14 protein-coding genes are annotated in these 16,882 nt (G+C 44.9%); 3 read left to right on the top strand and 11 right to left on the bottom strand.

Going from position 1 to position 16,882, the window contains the following annotated elements:
• On the top strand, positions 1-1,209 hold a 1,209-nt coding region (locus tag AC37HE_RS02595), incomplete at its 5' end, for an alpha-ketoacid dehydrogenase subunit beta (RefSeq protein WP_500781217.1).
• 133 nt (positions 1,210-1,342) lie between these two features.
• Here AC37HE_RS02595 and AC37HE_RS02590 read toward each other — a convergent pair.
• The 4 genes from AC37HE_RS02590 to AC37HE_RS02575 all read right to left on the bottom strand — a co-directional run bounded on the left by AC37HE_RS02590 (position 1,343) and on the right by AC37HE_RS02575 (position 5,860).
• Complete coding sequence (locus tag AC37HE_RS02590) at positions 1,343-1,999, bottom strand: DUF6261 family protein (RefSeq protein ID WP_500781216.1); 657 nt, start codon at positions 1,997-1,999, stop codon at positions 1,343-1,345.
• 620 nt (positions 2,000-2,619) lie between these two features.
• Positions 2,620-3,927 (bottom strand): M23 family metallopeptidase, encoded by a 1,308-nt coding sequence (locus AC37HE_RS02585; RefSeq protein WP_500781215.1) that lies wholly within the window; start codon positions 3,925-3,927, stop codon positions 2,620-2,622.
• Position 3,928: 1 nt separating this feature from the next.
• Complete coding sequence (locus AC37HE_RS02580) at positions 3,929-4,798, bottom strand: YitT family protein (RefSeq protein ID WP_500781214.1); 870 nt, start codon at positions 4,796-4,798, stop codon at positions 3,929-3,931.
• Between the two features lie 246 nt (positions 4,799-5,044).
• A complete protein-coding gene (locus tag AC37HE_RS02575; protein ID WP_500781213.1) occupies positions 5,045-5,860 on the bottom strand; it encodes a DUF4405 domain-containing protein in 816 nt (271 codons plus the stop codon).
• Between the two features lie 543 nt (positions 5,861-6,403).
• Between AC37HE_RS02575 and AC37HE_RS02570 the strand changes: the two genes are divergently transcribed.
• Positions 6,404-7,819, top strand: a complete 1,416-nt coding sequence (locus tag AC37HE_RS02570) for an SDR family oxidoreductase (protein WP_500781212.1) — start codon at positions 6,404-6,406, stop codon at positions 7,817-7,819.
• Positions 7,820-7,889: 70 nt separating this feature from the next.
• On the opposite strand, the gene AC37HE_RS02565 is transcribed toward AC37HE_RS02570, so the two are convergent.
• Entirely contained in the window at positions 7,890-9,101 is a 1,212-nt protein-coding gene (locus tag AC37HE_RS02565; RefSeq protein WP_500781211.1) for a pyridoxal phosphate-dependent aminotransferase, read from the bottom strand.
• Positions 9,102-9,358: 257 nt separating this feature from the next.
• Between AC37HE_RS02565 and ald the strand changes: the two genes are divergently transcribed.
• Positions 9,359-10,471, top strand: coding sequence for an alanine dehydrogenase (ald, locus tag AC37HE_RS02560; RefSeq protein WP_500781210.1), 1,113 nt, complete (start codon positions 9,359-9,361; stop codon positions 10,469-10,471).
• 54 nt (positions 10,472-10,525) lie between these two features.
• Here ald and AC37HE_RS02555 read toward each other — a convergent pair whose 3' ends face one another.
• The 6 genes from AC37HE_RS02555 to AC37HE_RS02530 form a co-directional block, all read right to left on the bottom strand.
• On the bottom strand, positions 10,526-11,182 hold the full coding sequence (locus tag AC37HE_RS02555; protein WP_500781209.1) for an ABC transporter ATP-binding protein: 657 nt from the start codon (positions 11,180-11,182) through the stop codon (positions 10,526-10,528).
• A gap of 30 nt (positions 11,183-11,212) precedes the next feature.
• Entirely contained in the window at positions 11,213-12,244 is a 1,032-nt protein-coding gene (locus tag AC37HE_RS02550; RefSeq protein WP_500781208.1) for a calcium/sodium antiporter, read from the bottom strand.
• A 12-nt stretch (positions 12,245-12,256) separates the two neighbouring features.
• On the bottom strand, positions 12,257-12,583 hold the full coding sequence (locus AC37HE_RS02545) for a twin-arginine translocase TatA/TatE family subunit (protein ID WP_500781207.1): 327 nt from the start codon (positions 12,581-12,583) through the stop codon (positions 12,257-12,259).
• A 127-nt stretch (positions 12,584-12,710) separates the two neighbouring features.
• The gene (gene secDF, locus AC37HE_RS02540; RefSeq protein WP_500781206.1) at positions 12,711-15,713 is read right to left on the bottom strand and encodes a protein translocase subunit SecDF; all 3,003 of its coding nucleotides are present in this window, start codon (positions 15,711-15,713) and stop codon (positions 12,711-12,713) included.
• A 104-nt stretch (positions 15,714-15,817) separates the two neighbouring features.
• On the bottom strand, positions 15,818-16,228 hold the full coding sequence (locus AC37HE_RS02535) for a hypothetical protein (RefSeq protein ID WP_500781205.1): 411 nt from the start codon (positions 16,226-16,228) through the stop codon (positions 15,818-15,820).
• Between the two features lie 118 nt (positions 16,229-16,346).
• Entirely contained in the window at positions 16,347-16,811 is a 465-nt protein-coding gene (locus AC37HE_RS02530) for a retropepsin-like aspartic protease (protein WP_500781204.1), read from the bottom strand.
• Positions 16,812-16,882: the final 71 nt, after the last annotated feature.

Here is a 16,882-nt window from a genome sequence, read left to right as displayed (position 1 = left end):
TTAGGCGATATGATGTTCTCAAATCAATCGGTTGATAAAATGGAAGATCGTCCGGTTGAGGTTAATCACCCGATGGAGGAAAATCCGCGCGTGAAGCAGCTGAAAACCAAAGAGCGTTTTGCTTTCGATAAAGATGGGAAACCATTCTCAAAAATTAAACAATACGGTTTGCGCGACGGTATTTTCGAAGCTGTCGTTGACCGATTCTATAAAGATCCAACCCTGGTAGCCTATGGCGAGGAAAACCGCGACTGGGGTGGTGCATTTGCCGTTTACCGTGGTTTGACTGAGGCCTTGCCTTATCAACGCCTGTTCAACTCACCTATTGCCGAAGCTTCCATTATTGGTACTGCCATTGGTTATGCGATGTGTGGCGGACGGGTGATTCCGGAGATTATGTACTGCGACTTCCTGGGACGTTGCGGCGACGAGGTGTTCAACCAATTGCCCAAATGGCAGGCCATGAGTGGTAATGTAATTAAGATGCCGGTTGTGATTCGTGTATCAGTTGGTTCGAAATACGGGGCACAGCACTCGCAGGACTGGACTGCGCTGGCTGCTCATATCCCCGGGCTGAAAGTTTGCTTCCCGGTAACGCCGTACGATGCCAAAGGGTTGATGAACTCGGCTTTGCAGGGAACCGATCCGGTTATCTTCTTCGAAAGCCAACGTATTTACGACATTGGTGAGCAGTTCCACGAAGGCGGTGTTCCTGAAGAGTACTACGAAATTCCGTTTGGAGAGCCTGATGTAAAACGAAAAGGTTCGGATGTGACCATCCTGACCATTGGTGCAACCCTATACCGGGCGCTGGAAGCTGCCGACCAGCTACAGGAAAAATATGGTATGAGTGCCGAGGTGATCGATGCCCGTTCGTTGGTTCCGTTTAACTACGAACCGGTGATCGAGTCGATCAAGAAAACCGGTCGCATTGTGATTTCAGGCGATGCTTCGGCTCGTGGTTCATTTATGCGCGATTTAGCTTCAAACATTACAGAGTTGGCCTTCGACGAGCTGGATGCTCCGCCAGTAGTTGTTGGTTCACGTAACTGGATTACGCCGGCTTATGAGCTGGAGAACTCATTCTTCCCGCAAGCCAGCTGGATAATCGATGCTATTCACGAAAAAATTGTACCGCTGAATGGCCATGTTGTATCAGGCAATTTTACGGAGCCCGAACAAATTCTACGAAACAAGTTGGGAGTTTAACAGATATAGATTTATGGATTGATTTTACGGCCGGGTGATGCTTATCATCCGGCCGTTTCTTTTATACCTTCAATCTTGGATTGACCGGGAGTGGATTGACCGGGTGACTCAAAGTCACCCGGTCAATAAGAAGTCAGAACCGGCTGGCTTCGGTTTCGAGTTCTTTCACCAGCTCCTCCAGGTCAGCATTGCCGGTTATTTCGGCCTGCATGGGCAGGAAATTGAGCAGCTTGCGCAGGCTTTCTTCTAATGGTGGGCGAACGGTTGTGGCGGCATCAACCTCGTTGAAGGTCGTTTTTGCTGCATTTACCTTGCGCTGGGCTGTTTCGAAATCGGTGTTGGCCTGCACGAGCAAATCAAACCACACGGTAGCCTGTATCTCGTTCAGGGCGGAGTTAAAGTTGGCGTTTAGCGTATCGGTGACATTGTGGATAATGGCTGTTTCTGTTGCATGCCCCAAGCGGGTAACCCCGGGGCCATTTTTGTCTATTTCGGCCAGTAAAGTTCCTGCTTTTTCGGCTAAATCGGGATGGCGCCGGTAGTTTTTAATATGCGTACGGAAAGCCACCCACATTTGGTCGCGGAAGTTATCGAGTTGCGCAACTTCGGCCGCACTTAGCACGCCTTTTTCCATACCCGTTTTGTACTGGTTGTAATCATCGGTAAATTGTCCGAAGTAGAAATCGATCCCCATTTCGGGTGTTTTAACAGCTAGGATCAGTTCGTACACCCGCATACAAAAAGTAAACAGGGCGTTGTTGTTTAATTTTGATAGTCCAATTTTAATCATCGCTTTTGGTTTTTAGTTTTGATATTGCTCGAAAAAAAAATCGTCAGTTGCGCACTAATTCTGCTCTTCCCTGACTCGCAGATGTGGCTACTCATGTACTGAGTGGTGTCAACTTAATCTCGGGTACAGCCGCTCATGTGCTGAGTGATGTTACCTGACCCTCGGATTTGACTACTCATGTACTGAGTGATGTTATCTGACCCTCGGATTTGGCTACTCATGTGGTGAGTGCTCTTACCTGACCCTCGGATTTGCCTACTCATGTGCTGAGTGGTGCTACCTTCCCTTCGGATAAGGCTACTCATGTGCTGAGTGGTGCTACCTGCCCATCGGATGACTCCGCAATATAAGGCGGGACTATTCCGGCAGATGACCTTCACAGCCGTAACGCCAAGGGAGCTCAAAATTCAATAAATAAAAGGCTAATTTGTCCTGACCTACGATACTTTACCGGTCGCTATAGCCGCAATTTCAACGTGAAGTATTAATATAATGTATTTTGATTAACCGGGCACAACCAAGGAGGGTGTTTTTGGGCATGAGGGCAGTTGTTAACTTCTCCAAAGTTTAGAACTTTGGAAAAAGCAGTGAGTTAGGAGAAAGTTTGTAAGGTGTAGTTTTCAGTTCACCAAAGCCGATATAACCCGGGTCGTGTCAGCTGCAGGCACCGTATCATTGGGGTTGAAGGGGATTTCCTGCAAGCGGATCATCATCGAATCTTTCAGATGGGTATACTCAGGCATAAGCGATTCTTTGACCGGCTCAACTGGTGGTGCTTTTACCTTCAGCGGATCCATAGGCGATCCGTTGCGGAAAACGCGGAAGTCCAGGTGCGGACCGGTTGCCAGCCCGGTTTTACCTACGTAGCCAATTACCTGTCCCTGGTGAACGCGAACGCCCGGAGCCATTCCCTTGGCAAAGTTGTTCAGGTGCATGTAGCTGGTGGTGTAAACCGAGTTGTGTTTGATGTACATGTAGTTTCCGCCGCCACGGGCCTGGTAGCCTTTGCGGGTAATAACACCGTCGCCAATGGCATGAACCGGCGTACCAATGGGGGCTGCATAGTCGACACCGTGGTGTGGGCGCCTGATTTTCAGTACGGGGTGGTAACGACTGTTCGTAAACCTGGAGCTAATACGGGAGAATTTCAAAGGCGCTTTCAAAAAGGCTTTCTTCAGGCTTTTCCCCTTATCGTCGTAAAAGCTGAAGATGCTGTCCTGCTCAAAACGAAAAGCGTAGAAATCTTCGTTCATGTTTTGAAACTGGCAAGCATAGATGGCGTTGATGCCAACCGGAATGCTGTCGACATAGTTTTCTTCGTAAATAAGACGGAACTTATCACCGCTCTGAATGCCGAAGAAGTCGATGGTCCAGGCATATATTTCCGACAGCTCAATGGCCAGCACCGGGTTGATATTATTATCGGTCATTGCGTTCCACAGCGACGATGTAATAACACCCGAGGCGGTTTTTATTTTGCGGGTAATTGGTTTTTCCCCTTTGTAAATCGACAGGCTGTCGGTTAGCTGGTAAACGACATACTCAATGGGGTCGACTTCATACACAAAATAGCGGGCCTCGCGGCTGCTATCGGGTGTGCTGAAAAAATAGTAATCGTTACCGCTTTTTAACTTGCGAACATCAAAGACAGATTTCGATTTTTGAGCAATGTCGGCAATTGTTTGATACGAAACACCGTAAGGGAGCAGAATGTCCGACAGGTTTTGGTTTCGCTTTATTTTTCCGGGTTCTATGTAGAATGAATCCACCGGAAGACCGAACTTTAATACGGGTTCCGGGATGCTTACTTCTTGTTCTTCCTGTAATTGAGTTGGGGGTATGCCGGATTTTCCTTTTTCAATAAAAATCCAGGTGACTAACGCGATTGCTGTTACAATAAAAACTCCTTCAACCCAATACTTCTTCATACTATATTTTGATCTTTTCGAACCCGTTTCCATAAACTCCCATCACACTTCCCATGGAAATGAAGGCGTCCGGGTCAATTTCCTTTAATTTTCTGAATATCATACTCGATTCGCGTTTGCGAACGACGGTCATGACTATTTTAGTGTCTTCCTTAGAATACCAACCGGTACCATCGATGACTGTAACACCCCGATTGGCATTTTGGTTGATATAGTCGGCTACCTCAACAAATTTCTTCGAAAATATAAAAATTTGGGCAGAAGCATTGGCCCCGCTTAAAAAAGCATCAATTGCATACGAAACTACCCACATGTTAACGTAGCCGTAAACCAATTTTGCCGGAGAATTGAAAATGAAATAACTGGAACCAATAATTATCACATCGCAATACATGATGATACGTCCGGGGCTTACGTTGCGGTATTTGTTAATAACCATTGCAATAATGTCGGTGCCACCGGTGCTGCCGCCACGAGTAAACACCAGACCGATGCCGACTCCGCCAAGCATACCACCTAATACCGAGGATAGAAAGATGTCGTCGATTAGCGGCTCTTTGATGAGGCCCGGAGTAATCCAAAAGAGAACTGTGGCAACCAGCATGCTCCAGATTGTCTTAATGCCGAAGCTTGCGCCTAAAACTTTAATGGCAACAAGGATCAGAAAGACATTGATGATGAAATATGAAATGGCAATGGGAAACCCGGTGCTATAGAATAACAGGGCCGATAAACCACTTACGCCTCCACCGGTAATTTCGGCAGGAATTAAAAACAAAGTCCATCCAACGACATATAAACTCATCCCCATCGTGATGATGAAATAATCGCTTAACAACGTTCTTAGTTTCAATTTACGTTCTTCAGTCATTGCTCAAAAATGTTTACCTCGTTAATTGCTGATGTTTATTTAAAACGGGCGCAAAAGAAGAATATCTAAGCCGAAAAAATCATGTTAAAAGTCATGAGTAACGTAAATTTTCCGAAAGTTTACATTGTGTTTAAGTTGCTGGTTGCTAGTCGGTATGTGGTTGTTTTGAAAGCCTGATTTTTGTCATTTTTTTGAGATGAGTTACGAGTGCACATACCTCAAGATTGTGCACTCGTAATTGTTACTTTATTGATTGATTAGATCGTATATTTCCTTTGGGGTTATGTCGTTCTCTTCAGCAATGGCCCGTAGGTTTTGTTTTTTGTCGGCAATAATGTCATTCTCCTCCAATAATCCGATTATCTCGTCAATTGGCTTGTTAAGTTCGTTGCATAGCGTTTCGAGTGATTTCCGACCAATGCCGCTGCCCTGCATTTGTGATGCTGGTTTGCGGGTCAGTTTCTCGTAAATGGCCATTGGTGTTTGGTTGTTTTGCGCGGCGATTTCCTGCAATGTTTGGGTTGAAGTATTCTCGAAGTTGATCTTGTTGCGCTTCAACTTATCGGTAATTTGTTCTAAGGTCAGATTATCCAGTTGATGGTCCAGCTCGGCTAATGTTAGTAGTTCAGCATGAGGTACAGGCGGTGTTTCTTCCGTCTTTTCCCACGAACCGGTGAGGTTTTCGCTTAGTTCCATGACCGAGCTAAACGGAGGAATGGAGAACACAGTACCTGTAAAGAAGATGAGCACGAACAGGCTCGAAAGGATGAGCTCCTTCTTTTTGCCGGTTGGCTTACTGGTTTTCGATTTCAGGTAGCTTAGGAAAGCTTTCCAGTTGATGGTGAACAAGTGGAAGATGGACAGCACAACAAAGGCCAATGAAAAGATGGTGTGAATCGCTTGCCATCCTTCTTTGGTTGCACCAAGCAAGGTCCAGTTTACCCAGTGTGCGTAACGACCCGGTGGCGATACATAAAGAATTAAGCCGGAAACGAGAAGGATGATTACAGCGTAAGTGAGGCCGAAGCTGATAAATGCCCGCCATGAAAATTTGTTTTGCATATTCCTGTCTTTTTAAGGTTGAAATTTTGTTTTGGCGATTGGACACCACAACGGTGTGGAACTTGCGGTTGACTTGCATTTTTTTTGTGAAAGTCTTTTTCAAGATGCGTTGAAGAGGAGCGATTCTGCTCCAATACATTTCCGCTAGCCTTACCAGGCGGGTTTTCATCTTTGGCTTGCCCCAAAGACGAAACAGAAAACGCAAGGCTGATTTTTATCTTCAGATATCAGCTCCTGAAAGCTAAGTTCAGTCGGGTGATCTCCTTCTGCCGTCGGAGCTTCCCGGCTTCACTAAGCTTCCGGTTCGCTTCCTACCCTCGATAAAAAGTAGGCCGAAATCGCTTCGAGCAAGTTCCCATCTCCATTCGATTGTCTTCAATTGTTTCCAACTGCCTTCTCTTGTTTTCCTCCACTTTCATCTCTGTGGGTGATTCCCCGGAATCATGAGTGTTTTTTGTGAAATCTTTTTATGCCATGGGGTGGATTGCAACCGAATCGACCAGTTTGGCGTTTCAGCAATAAAGTCACATTTGCTTGGGGTGCATGAAAATACTATTAACCGGGGCTACCGGATATATTGGGAAAAGACTTTTGCCCGTATTGGTTGATCAGGGCCATCAGGTTGTGTGTTGCGTACGTGATCAAAAACGGTTTAATCCACCGGCTTCTTTGCTGGCGCAGATTGAAGTTATTGAAAACGACTTAACGCGTGCCGGGAGTTTGGTTAATATTCCTGTTGACATTGAGGCTGCTTATTATTTGGTGCATTCCATGTCGGCAACCAATGAGTTTGATCAATTGGAGAAGCTGTCGGCCATTAATTTTAGGGATGCCCTAAAGAAGACCATGGTGAAGCAGGTGATTTATTTGAGTGGAATTGTGAATTCAGAAACTTTATCGCGTCACTTGCAATCGCGCAAAACAGTCGAGGATGAGTTGCAACGGGGGAGTTATGCTTTAACAACCTTGAGGGCCGGGATTATCATTGGATCCGGAAGTGCCTCCTTTGAAATTATTCGTGATCTGGTTGAAAAACTTCCCGTGATGATCGCTCCTAAATGGCTAAACACGCAATGTCAGCCCATTGCTATTCGCGACGTCATCCGTTTTTTAACTGGTGTGTTGGGCTATGAAAAAGCATTTAACGAAAGTTTCGATATTGCCGGAGACGACATTCTGACCTATAAAGAAATGCTGCAGGAGTTTGCAAGAGTGCGTGGACTGAAGCGTAAAATTCTGATTGTTCCGGTGATGACACCTCGTTTTTCGTCCTACTGGTTGTATTTTGTCACCTCTACCTCTTATAAACTGGCTACGGCATTGGTCGATAGTATGAAGGTTGAGGTGGTTGCACAGGATCATCCGTTAACGGAATTGTTGGACATCCGTCCCTTATCGTACCACGAAGCCATTGTAAAGGCTTTTGAAAAGATAGAGCAGAATGAAATTGTGTCCAGTTGGAAAGATTCAGCCATCAGCGGTCGTTTGGAATACCGAATTACCGATTTCATTAACGTGCCTAAGTTTGGCTGCCTTAAAGATATTCGGCGTCGTAAGATGAATGATCGGGAAGCCTGTATTGAACGAATTTGGCGTATTGGTGGAGAAACCGGCTGGTATTACGGCGATTGGCTATGGCGCCTTCGCGGGTTTTGGGATAAACTGTTTCATGGGGTTGGCTTGCGGCGCGGACGAACTAATGTTGACCGGATCCAGGTGGGAGATACGCTCGACTTTTGGCGGGTGCTGTATGCTAACAAGGATGAAGGGCGTTTGTTGCTGCTGGCCGAGATGCGGCTGCCCGGTGAAGCCTGGCTCGAGTTTCGGATTGAGGGAGATGAGTTGGTTCAGACAGCCACCTACCGGCCTAAAGGAGTTTATGGGCGCCTCTATTGGGCGTTTGTGTACCCCTTTCATGGCTATATTTTCAGTGGCTTGATCAGGGAATTGACGGCATGATCAAGTATCGGCTTTCAACTAAAAAGGCCTCACCGTAGTGAAGCCTTGCTGTATTTGATCTGTCGGATTATTAATGGTTGTGCTTGTAAACTGTTCCCGGATAAGCTTCCAGTGCTTTTTCAAGGATTTTTAAAGCCTTTGCCAAATCTTTTTTCTTCAGTACGTAAGCAATACGAACTTCATTGGTGCCGTAGCCCGGAGTTGTGTAGAAGCCGGTTGCCGGTGCCATGAATATGGTTTCTCCTTCATAGTTGAACTCCTCGAGCAACCAGGCACAGAATTTATCCGAGTCGTCGACCGGAAGCTGTGCCACGGTATAAAATGCTCCCATTGGGATTGGGGAGTAAACACCGTCGATGCGGTTTAAACCATCGATCAGGAATTTACGTCGCTCAACGTATTCATTGTACGAATCCATCAGGTAGCTGTCGGTTTCTTCCAGAGAAGCTTCGGCTGCAATTTGTCCGATTAACGGCGGACTTAAGCGAGCCTGGCAGAACTTCATCACATTGCGGCGGACCTCTTCGTTCTTCGAAATCAAGGCACCAATACGAATTCCGCACTCGCTGTAACGCTTCGAAACCGAGTCGATTAAGATGACATTTTGCTCAATTCCTTCCAGGTGGAATGCCGAGATGTAAGGTGCACCGGTATAACAAAACTCCCGGTAAACTTCATCCGAAAACAAGTATAGATCGTATTTCTTAACCAGGTCGCGAATGGCGTTCATTTCGGATTGCGTGTACAAATATCCGGTTGGGTTATTCGGGTTGCAAATCATGATTCCCTTGGTTTTCGGGGTGATCAGCTTTTCGAATTCTTCAATCGGAGGTAAGGCAAATCCTTCTTCAATTTTTGCAGGGATTGATTTAATAACAGCACCTGCTACAATCGCGAAAGCTTCGTAGTTGGCATAGGCCGGCTCGGGAACGATAATCTCGTCGCCCGGATCGAGACATGACATGAAGGCAAAAGTAACAGCTTCGCTACCGCCGGCAGTTACAATAATATCCTCGACATTAACATCAATCTTGAATTTATGATAGTAGGCCGCCAGCTTTTGGCGAAGTGACAAAATTCCTTCACTTGGACTGTACTCCAGAATCTTTCGGTCAATGCTCCGAATCGCATCCAACGCTCGCTGAGGAGTGGGAAGGTCAGGTTGACCAATGTTTAAGTGATACACATTTATTCCTCGTTGCTTGGCTTTATTAGCCAAGGGAACCAACTTCCTGATCGGTGAATCAGGCATTTTATTTCCCCGGATCGACGTTGTAGGCATATTAATATTAAGTATTTATCTAAGGAGGGCAAATATACGATTATCAAATTTAAATTGAAATCGCAATATCCCGACAAAATTGAAATTTTTAAAGATTTAATTCTACGAAATTATTAGCGGTACATTGGTAGGTTGTCATACCAATCTGAACTAATTGTTAACCTTTGCCCGACTGCGTCTATTCCTTGTCCTTTGTCATGTTTTGCAAGTGCTTATTGCTCTAAATTTGATGTATGATTATTAAAATTTGATGCGATATGATTATTGGAGTACCCAAAGAAATTAAGAACAATGAGAACCGGGTTGCGTTAACTCCGGCCGGTGCAGCTGAGTTAGTTAAGAATGGTCATGAAGTGTACGTACAGGCAACTGCAGGTAACGGGAGCGGATTCCCGGATGAATCTTATGAAGGAGCAGGTGCCAAAATTCTTCCAACGATTGAAGAAGTGTACGCCATTGCAGAAATGATTATTAAAGTAAAAGAACCGATTGAGCCTGAGTATAAGTTAATCAAGAAAGGGCAGATCCTATACACATATTTCCACTTTGCTTCGTGCGAGCCGCTATTGAAAGCGATGATTGAGCGTGAGGCTGTTTGCCTGGCTTACGAAACAGTAGAGATGGACGATCGCTCATTACCTTTGTTGATCCCAATGTCGGAAGTTGCCGGACGGATGTCAATTCAGGAAGGTGCTAAATACCTGGAAAAAACCTATGGTGGCTATGGTGTATTGCTGGGCGGTGTTGCCGGTGTTCCTCCTGCAAAAGTGCTGATTTTGGGTGGTGGTATTGTTGGTACCGAAGCTGCAAAAATGGCTGCTGGTTTGGGTGCCGATACAACAATTATGGATATTAACTTGAAGCGCTTGCGTTACCTCGACGATATTATGCCGGCTAACGTGAAAACCATGATGAGTAACGAATATAATGTTCGCGAAATGGTTCAAACACACGATGTAATTATTGGTGCGGTGTTAATTCCGGGAGCAAAAACTCCGAAATTGGTTACCCGTGATATGATCCCGACCATGCGTCCGGGAACAGTAATGGTTGACGTAGCTGTTGACCAGGGTGGTTGCTTCGAGACGACAAAAGCAACCACTCATGACGATCCGACTTATGTGATCGACGATGTAATTCACTATTCAGTAGCCAACATGCCTGGTGCAGTGCCTCGTACTTCAACTTTGGCATTGACGAATGCAACTTTACCTTATGCCATTCAGATTGCAAATAAAGGTTGGAAGAAGGCCTGTAAAGACAGCTTGCCTCTGAAAAAGGGATTGAATGTGATCGACGGAAAAATCGTTTATGCAGGCGTTGCCGAAGCTTTCAATATGGAATTGGTTGACGTAGATACGTTCTTATAATTGATAAGATTTATAACATGAAAAGCCCTGCCGTCTCGGTGGGGCTTTTTGTTTTTAATCTTTTTCAATTCGTCCATCCCGCATGCGGATAATCCGGTCGGATTGGCGGGCAAAGTTTTCGTCGTGGGTAACAATCACCAGGGTTTGGTTGAATTCGTCGCGTAGTTTGAAGAACAGGTCGTGCAGATCGTTGCGGTTTTGGGTGTCCAGGTTACCCGATGGTTCATCGGCCATGATTACCGACGGTTTATTAATCAGGGCACGTGCCACAGCCACCCGCTGACGTTCGCCACCTGATAGTTCGGCCGGTTTGTGCGTTAAGCGTTCCGATAAACCCAGGAAGCTGAGTAACTCCTTGGCCCGTTCTTCGGTTTCCTTTTTACCTTTTTTGGCAATAAAAGCAGGTAAACAAACATTTTCCAGGGCATTGAATTCGGGTAGTAAGTAGTGAAACTGAAATACAAAGCCGATCTCCCGGTTACGGAAAGCTGCCAGCTGTTTTTCACCTAGCTTGAATACCGATTCATTCTTTATCATTAATTCACCGGAATCGGGATTGCTCAATGTTCCCAGAATCTGAAGCAGGGTTGTTTTTCCGGCACCACTGGGGCCGACAATGGAATACAATTTGCCGTCAGGGATCTCCAGATCAATACCTTTCAGAACCTGAAGGTCGCCAAATGCTTTGGTAATGTTTTTTGCGTAAATCAAGGGTTGCTCTGTTTGGTTGCCTAAAGATAGTTAAAGCATAATAATTTCACGTGCCAGATAGGCAATGTAAAGTCCCAAAAGGATAACTCCGGTTACCCAGTTAATTTTCCAACGTTTAACCAGCAGCAAAAGGGCAAAGGCAATAAGCGATGCAAACAAGATGATCGAGGAGCCTTCGAGGTTTTGTCCGCCTGCAGGAATACCTTCGCCACTGGCTAAAATAGCAATCAGAAACGGGAGACCAAGACCAACCAAAATGTCGAAGATGTTGGAACCGATAGCGTTGCTAAGTGCCATGTCGCCACGGCCTTGCTTGGCTACAATCATCGACGAAATTAAATCGGGGATGGAAGTACCAGCTGCTAAGACAGTCAAGGCGATAATGGTTTCCGGGATGTTCAGAATGTGCGAAATATGAATTGCTGATTCAACGAGTACCCAGCTCATGCCGGCAATCAGAACGATCGAGATCAGGAAGATCCAGTAATAATGTTCCGGCTTGGGCAGGCAGAAACTTAAGATTCGGTCTATCAGGTTTGGTTTCTCTTCTTCCTCTTCTTCGTGCTGGGCATCTTTGCCATTGTCCTTGTATGGGAACCAGTGGCGCCAGCGAACTACGGCAAACACATAAACGACGTACAATGCCAAAAATAGGAGCGAGTCGGTTAAGCTGAAATTCCCATCGATAATTCCCCACAGCAACAGCACAACAGCCACAAAATAGAAGGCGATATCGCGGATCATCGGTTGCCAGGTTAACGACGATTTGCGTACTAAAGCCACAATACCACCAATAGCCAGCAAATTAAACAGGGCACTTCCTACAATGCTCCCGATACCGATGGCATCGTGGTTGCCTGGTTTAAGCACGGCAAAAAGTGCTACGAATAGTTCCGGAGCACTGGAGCCTACAGCCATCAGTGTTGCTCCGGCAGCATCCGACGACAGTTTCCAGTCGTGCGAAATGCGGTCGAGCGATACCACGAAAAATTGGTCGACAATTCGTGCCAGCAGTACAAAGCAAAGCAGCATAGCTGCCGTATATAATATCAAATCGATCATGAAAAGTTGGGCTTATTTTTGTTTGCTTTCGTCCTCTACTGTCTTGGTCAGGTTTTCTCCTTGTTCTTCAATTTTTTTCGATACCTGCTTGTAGTCTTCCGATATGCGTGTCGATTCTTTCTTTAGCGTTGAGCGAATATCTTCTACTTCACGTTTAAAATCACCGGTGCTGCCTTCCAGTTCGCGTTGTATTTCATTGGTTGCTTTTTTGAATTCCCGCAACCCTTTGCCCAATGTACGGGCAATGTCGGGTATTGCTTTCGATCCAAAAAACAACAGTGCAACCATAAAAACAACGATAATTTCGCTGCCGCTTATAAATAAAAGTGTAGCCGTCATGTATCCAAATTTTAGGCAAATATACAAACAGTTTTACGACTTCCTTAGTTTAGTACAATTTGAAAAAGGGCAATAAAAAAAGCCCCCGGGTTGACCGGAGGCTTTTGTTTTATGCAGATTGCCGGAATTATTTCACAGCTTTCTTTCCTTTTGTTTTTTCAACTTGTTTGTAGGTATCGTAAACAATCGGTGTTGCTACGAAGATTGAAGAGTAAGTACCCACACCTACACCAATCAACAAGGCGAATGTGAAACCTTGGATTGAAGTACCACCAAACAGGAAGATGGCCAAAATTACCACGAATGTACTCAATGAAGTACTGAAGGTACGACGCAATGTTGAGTTCATGGCTTCGTCCATATTTACTTCCATCGAACGTTTTGGGTGAATGTGGAAATACTCACGGATACGGTCGAATACAACCACGGTATCGTTAATTGAGTAACCAACCACCGTCAGGATCGCTGCGATAAAAGCCTGGTCGATTTCCAAAGAGAATGGCAGGAACCCGTATAATAACGAGAAGAATCCAAGGGTGATGATGGTATCGTGAGCCAGGGCTAACAAGGCACCCAAACCAAACTGCCAGTTGCGGAAACGAAGCAGGATGTACAGGAAGATGATCAACAAGGAGAAGCCGATGGCGATCATCGCATCTTTCTTAATGTCATCAGAAATGGTCGGACCAACTTTTTGCGAACTCATACGATAGTTTGAGTCGAACTGAGCCATCGTAACATCGTTAGGGATGAAACCACCTTGTTGCAGACCTTTCAACAATAATTGATCAACTTCTTCATCAACTGCTGTTGATGTTTCGTCGATTTTATATTCGGTTGTGATTTTCACCTGGTTGTCTCCACCGAAAGTTTTTACTTCAGGAGCTTCACCATAAACACCAGCTAAGGCTTTACCAACATCGGCAACTTTTACGTCTTCATCGAAACGAACAACATAAGTACGTCCCCCTTTGAAGTCGATACCGTAGTTGAAGCCACGAGTGAAGATTGACAACAAAGAGATCACGATCAAAGTACCTGAAACGATGTAAGCAATTTTACGTTTACCCAGGAACTTGATTTTTGCATTACGCAACCAGTTGTCGGTCATTTTTGATGTGAAGGTAATTTTCTTGTCACGTTTCAACTGACGCTCGAAAGTCAAACGAGTCAGGAAGATGGCAGAGAATAAGGATGTGAAGATACCGATGATCAAGGTTGTTGCGAAACCTTTGATTGGACCGGAACCGAACAAGTAAAGAACGATACCTGTCAGCAAGGTTGTTACCTGACCGTCGATAATGGCTGAGTAAGCGTTTTTATAACCATCGTGGATAGCTAGTTTCAAGCCTTTACCTGCTTTGATTTCTTCCTGGATACGTTCGTAGATCAGCACGTTCGCATCCACCGACATACCAATCGTTAATACGATACCGGCGATACCAGGCAGTGTTAATACGGCTCCGATTGATGCTAACACCCCAATGATGAAGAACAAGTTGGCGATCAGGGCAATGTTTGCAGCCAAACCTGCTTTCTTGCTATAGAAGAATAACATGTAAGCGAGTACCAAAAGGAACGCGATTACAAACGACCATAAACCGCTGTTGATTGCTTCCTGACCCAATGAAGGTCCAACAATTTCTTCCTGAATGATATGTGCCGGTGCCGGCATTTTACCAGACTTCAGGATGTTTGCCAAGTCTTTCGCTTCTTCCACCGACTCCAGACCGGTGATACTAGAGCGACCTCCGGTAATTTCGCCGTTTACAGTTGGGTATGAACGAACATAACCATCCAACACGATCGCGATTGACTTGCCAACATTGTCTTTTGTCAAACGAGCCCATGTTTTTGCACCTTCGCTGTTCATGGTCATCGATACTTCAGGGCGGCTACCAAATTGTTCGTAGTCCTGACGGGCGTCAACAATGGCATCACCATCCAGTGGAGCACGGCCATCGCGACCTGTTACTTTAATAGCGATTAAGCGGAAATAGTTTCCTGCGGCGTCAATTGGTTTCGATGTCCACAGGAATTTCATACTTCTTGGGATTACTGCTTTCACCTGAGGCATATTCAGATAGGCATCAACAGCTGCAGTATCTTTAAAGTGAGCTGTTCCGGCGATCGGTCCAGGGTACATTTGACCGTCAGGAGTTTGGGCCGGTTGTAATATCGCAAATAATGGATATTGTTTTTTGAAGTCAGCCATTTGATCAACTGCAGCAGTGTCGGATGAGCTTTCCATTTCATTCAACAAACTGTTACCTGTTGTGTCGGTAGCAGCAGCTTCAGTTTTTGCGGCTGTTGTAGCAGCTGTTTTCGTTGTATCTCCACCCAACGAATTTACTTCTTTAATCACCTCATTGATTTTCATCAATGTTGGCGTAATTTCGTTGTTTCGGTTGTCGTAAGTTTCCCAGAACTCCAATTTGGCTGTTCCTTGTAACAATTTACGAACACGTTCAGGGTCGTCGACACCAGGCAATTCAACCAGGATACGTCCCTGAGTTTGCAGTTTTTGAATGTTTGGTTGAGCTACACCAAAACGGTCGATACGAGAACGGATAATCTGGAATGCATTATCAATCGCTGCATCTGTTTCGGTGCGGATCACTTTCATTACTTCGGCATTTGTCGAAGTCGTTTTCACCTTATCCTTCAACTCCCAGGTGCTGAAAATAGCAGCCAACTGAGCATTCGGATCAATTTCAGAGAACGCTTTACCGAACAGAGTAACAAAGTCGTCCTGGCTGTTGCGTTGCATTTGTTTCGCACGCGCCAAAGCTGCGTTAAATGTTGTGTCAGTACTGTTGTTTGAAAGTGACTTGATCAGGTCGGCAACAGAAACCTCAAGGGTTACGTTCATACCACCCTTCAAGTCAAGACCAAGGTTCATCTCCAGGGCTTTTACATCTTTGTAGCTGTAGTGTTTTAGTCCAAGGAAATTGTAAACGGTCTTTCCGGAAATAGAGTCGAGATAAACAATCTCTTTCATATTGTCTCCTTTGGCGTACTCGCGAGCATCTTTTTCTACCTTACGGGCGACGAAGGTAAAGGAAAGCTGGTAAGCACAAACCAGAGCCAATAAAATGGCAAAAATTCTGATTAATCCTTTGTTTTGCATTTGTTGTAAATTTTAAAATCTATCGTTTTTATTTGAATTTCTTGAAGTGTAAAAAAGGCGTAATTCTCCCGATACCGGAATTTCGGCAGGAATGGGAGTTTAAATTATGCTGAAGCAGAACTGTCGTCGGGGTTGGAATGGTGACAACAGTTGAATTTCATGAAATGAGCCGATAACAGGAAAAATTGATCCCTGCTTAAGGATTCGGCTTTCAATAAATGGAACGAGCGGTTGTTGTGCCATTCGGCTAAAAGCTCGTTTCGTGTTCCGGCAAATACCAAACCGGAGAAAAGTTTATCGGCTCCGTTAATTAACTTAAATGTCGTGGCCGGGTTGACACAAAATTCGGGCGTGGAAACGATGCTCTGAGACGATTCTGATTGACTTGCCGGGCTTTTCGTCTGAGAAGACGGAGCTTGATGGTAGGCGTCAAACAATACAGCCGACAAGACTACAGCCATGCAAAGCAGCAGGCGGTAAATCGTTTTGCGGGTCATGTATTTTTTGACTTTCATAGAATCGTTTTGGTGTTGAGAAAAGCTTTTATTCCTTAATTTTTGTTTCAACAGGTCGCAAATATATTCATTTTTAGGGAAAGAGCACCTGTGTTAAATCTATTTTAAAACAGATTTTTTAGGGTTCCAAAATTGGTTTTGTTTGAAATGTAATCGATTTGTTCAGATAATCGATCTGACAGCCATAGTTCGCCAAAACATCGCTTCCCAGCAAACCTGCTATATGTTTGTCGTGATAGCGTTGGTAAATTTCATTGACGTGTTTCAGATCGATAAGTGCAACTCTCAGGTTTTTTATTTTAATCTGGCCAAACCGAACTTTGGAAATATTACCAACTTTAGTCTCAACCATTCCTTCATTAATTCCGGCACTTTGATATTGTTGTCGACCGGAATCTTCCACAAAGCTGAAGTATTGTTCCTGGTTTCGGTCAAAAACCGTTTTCGAAGCGCCGGTATCAATAATCCACCAAGCCTCTTCTCCATTCGAAAGGTGGCTTTTCAACATGAGATGGTAATTGTTCTCTTCCAGCTCTACAATTTCCAAGGGTAATTCAATTGTTTTTCGAAACAGTTTCTTCATTAATCCGGGCAATACTTTTAACTGAGGGGCTAAAGATAGTCAGATTGATGGATTCTTTCATTTTTGGATTC

Source organism: Mangrovibacterium sp. (assembly GCF_059905295.1).
This window is presented reverse-complemented; position numbering and strand designations above follow the sequence as displayed.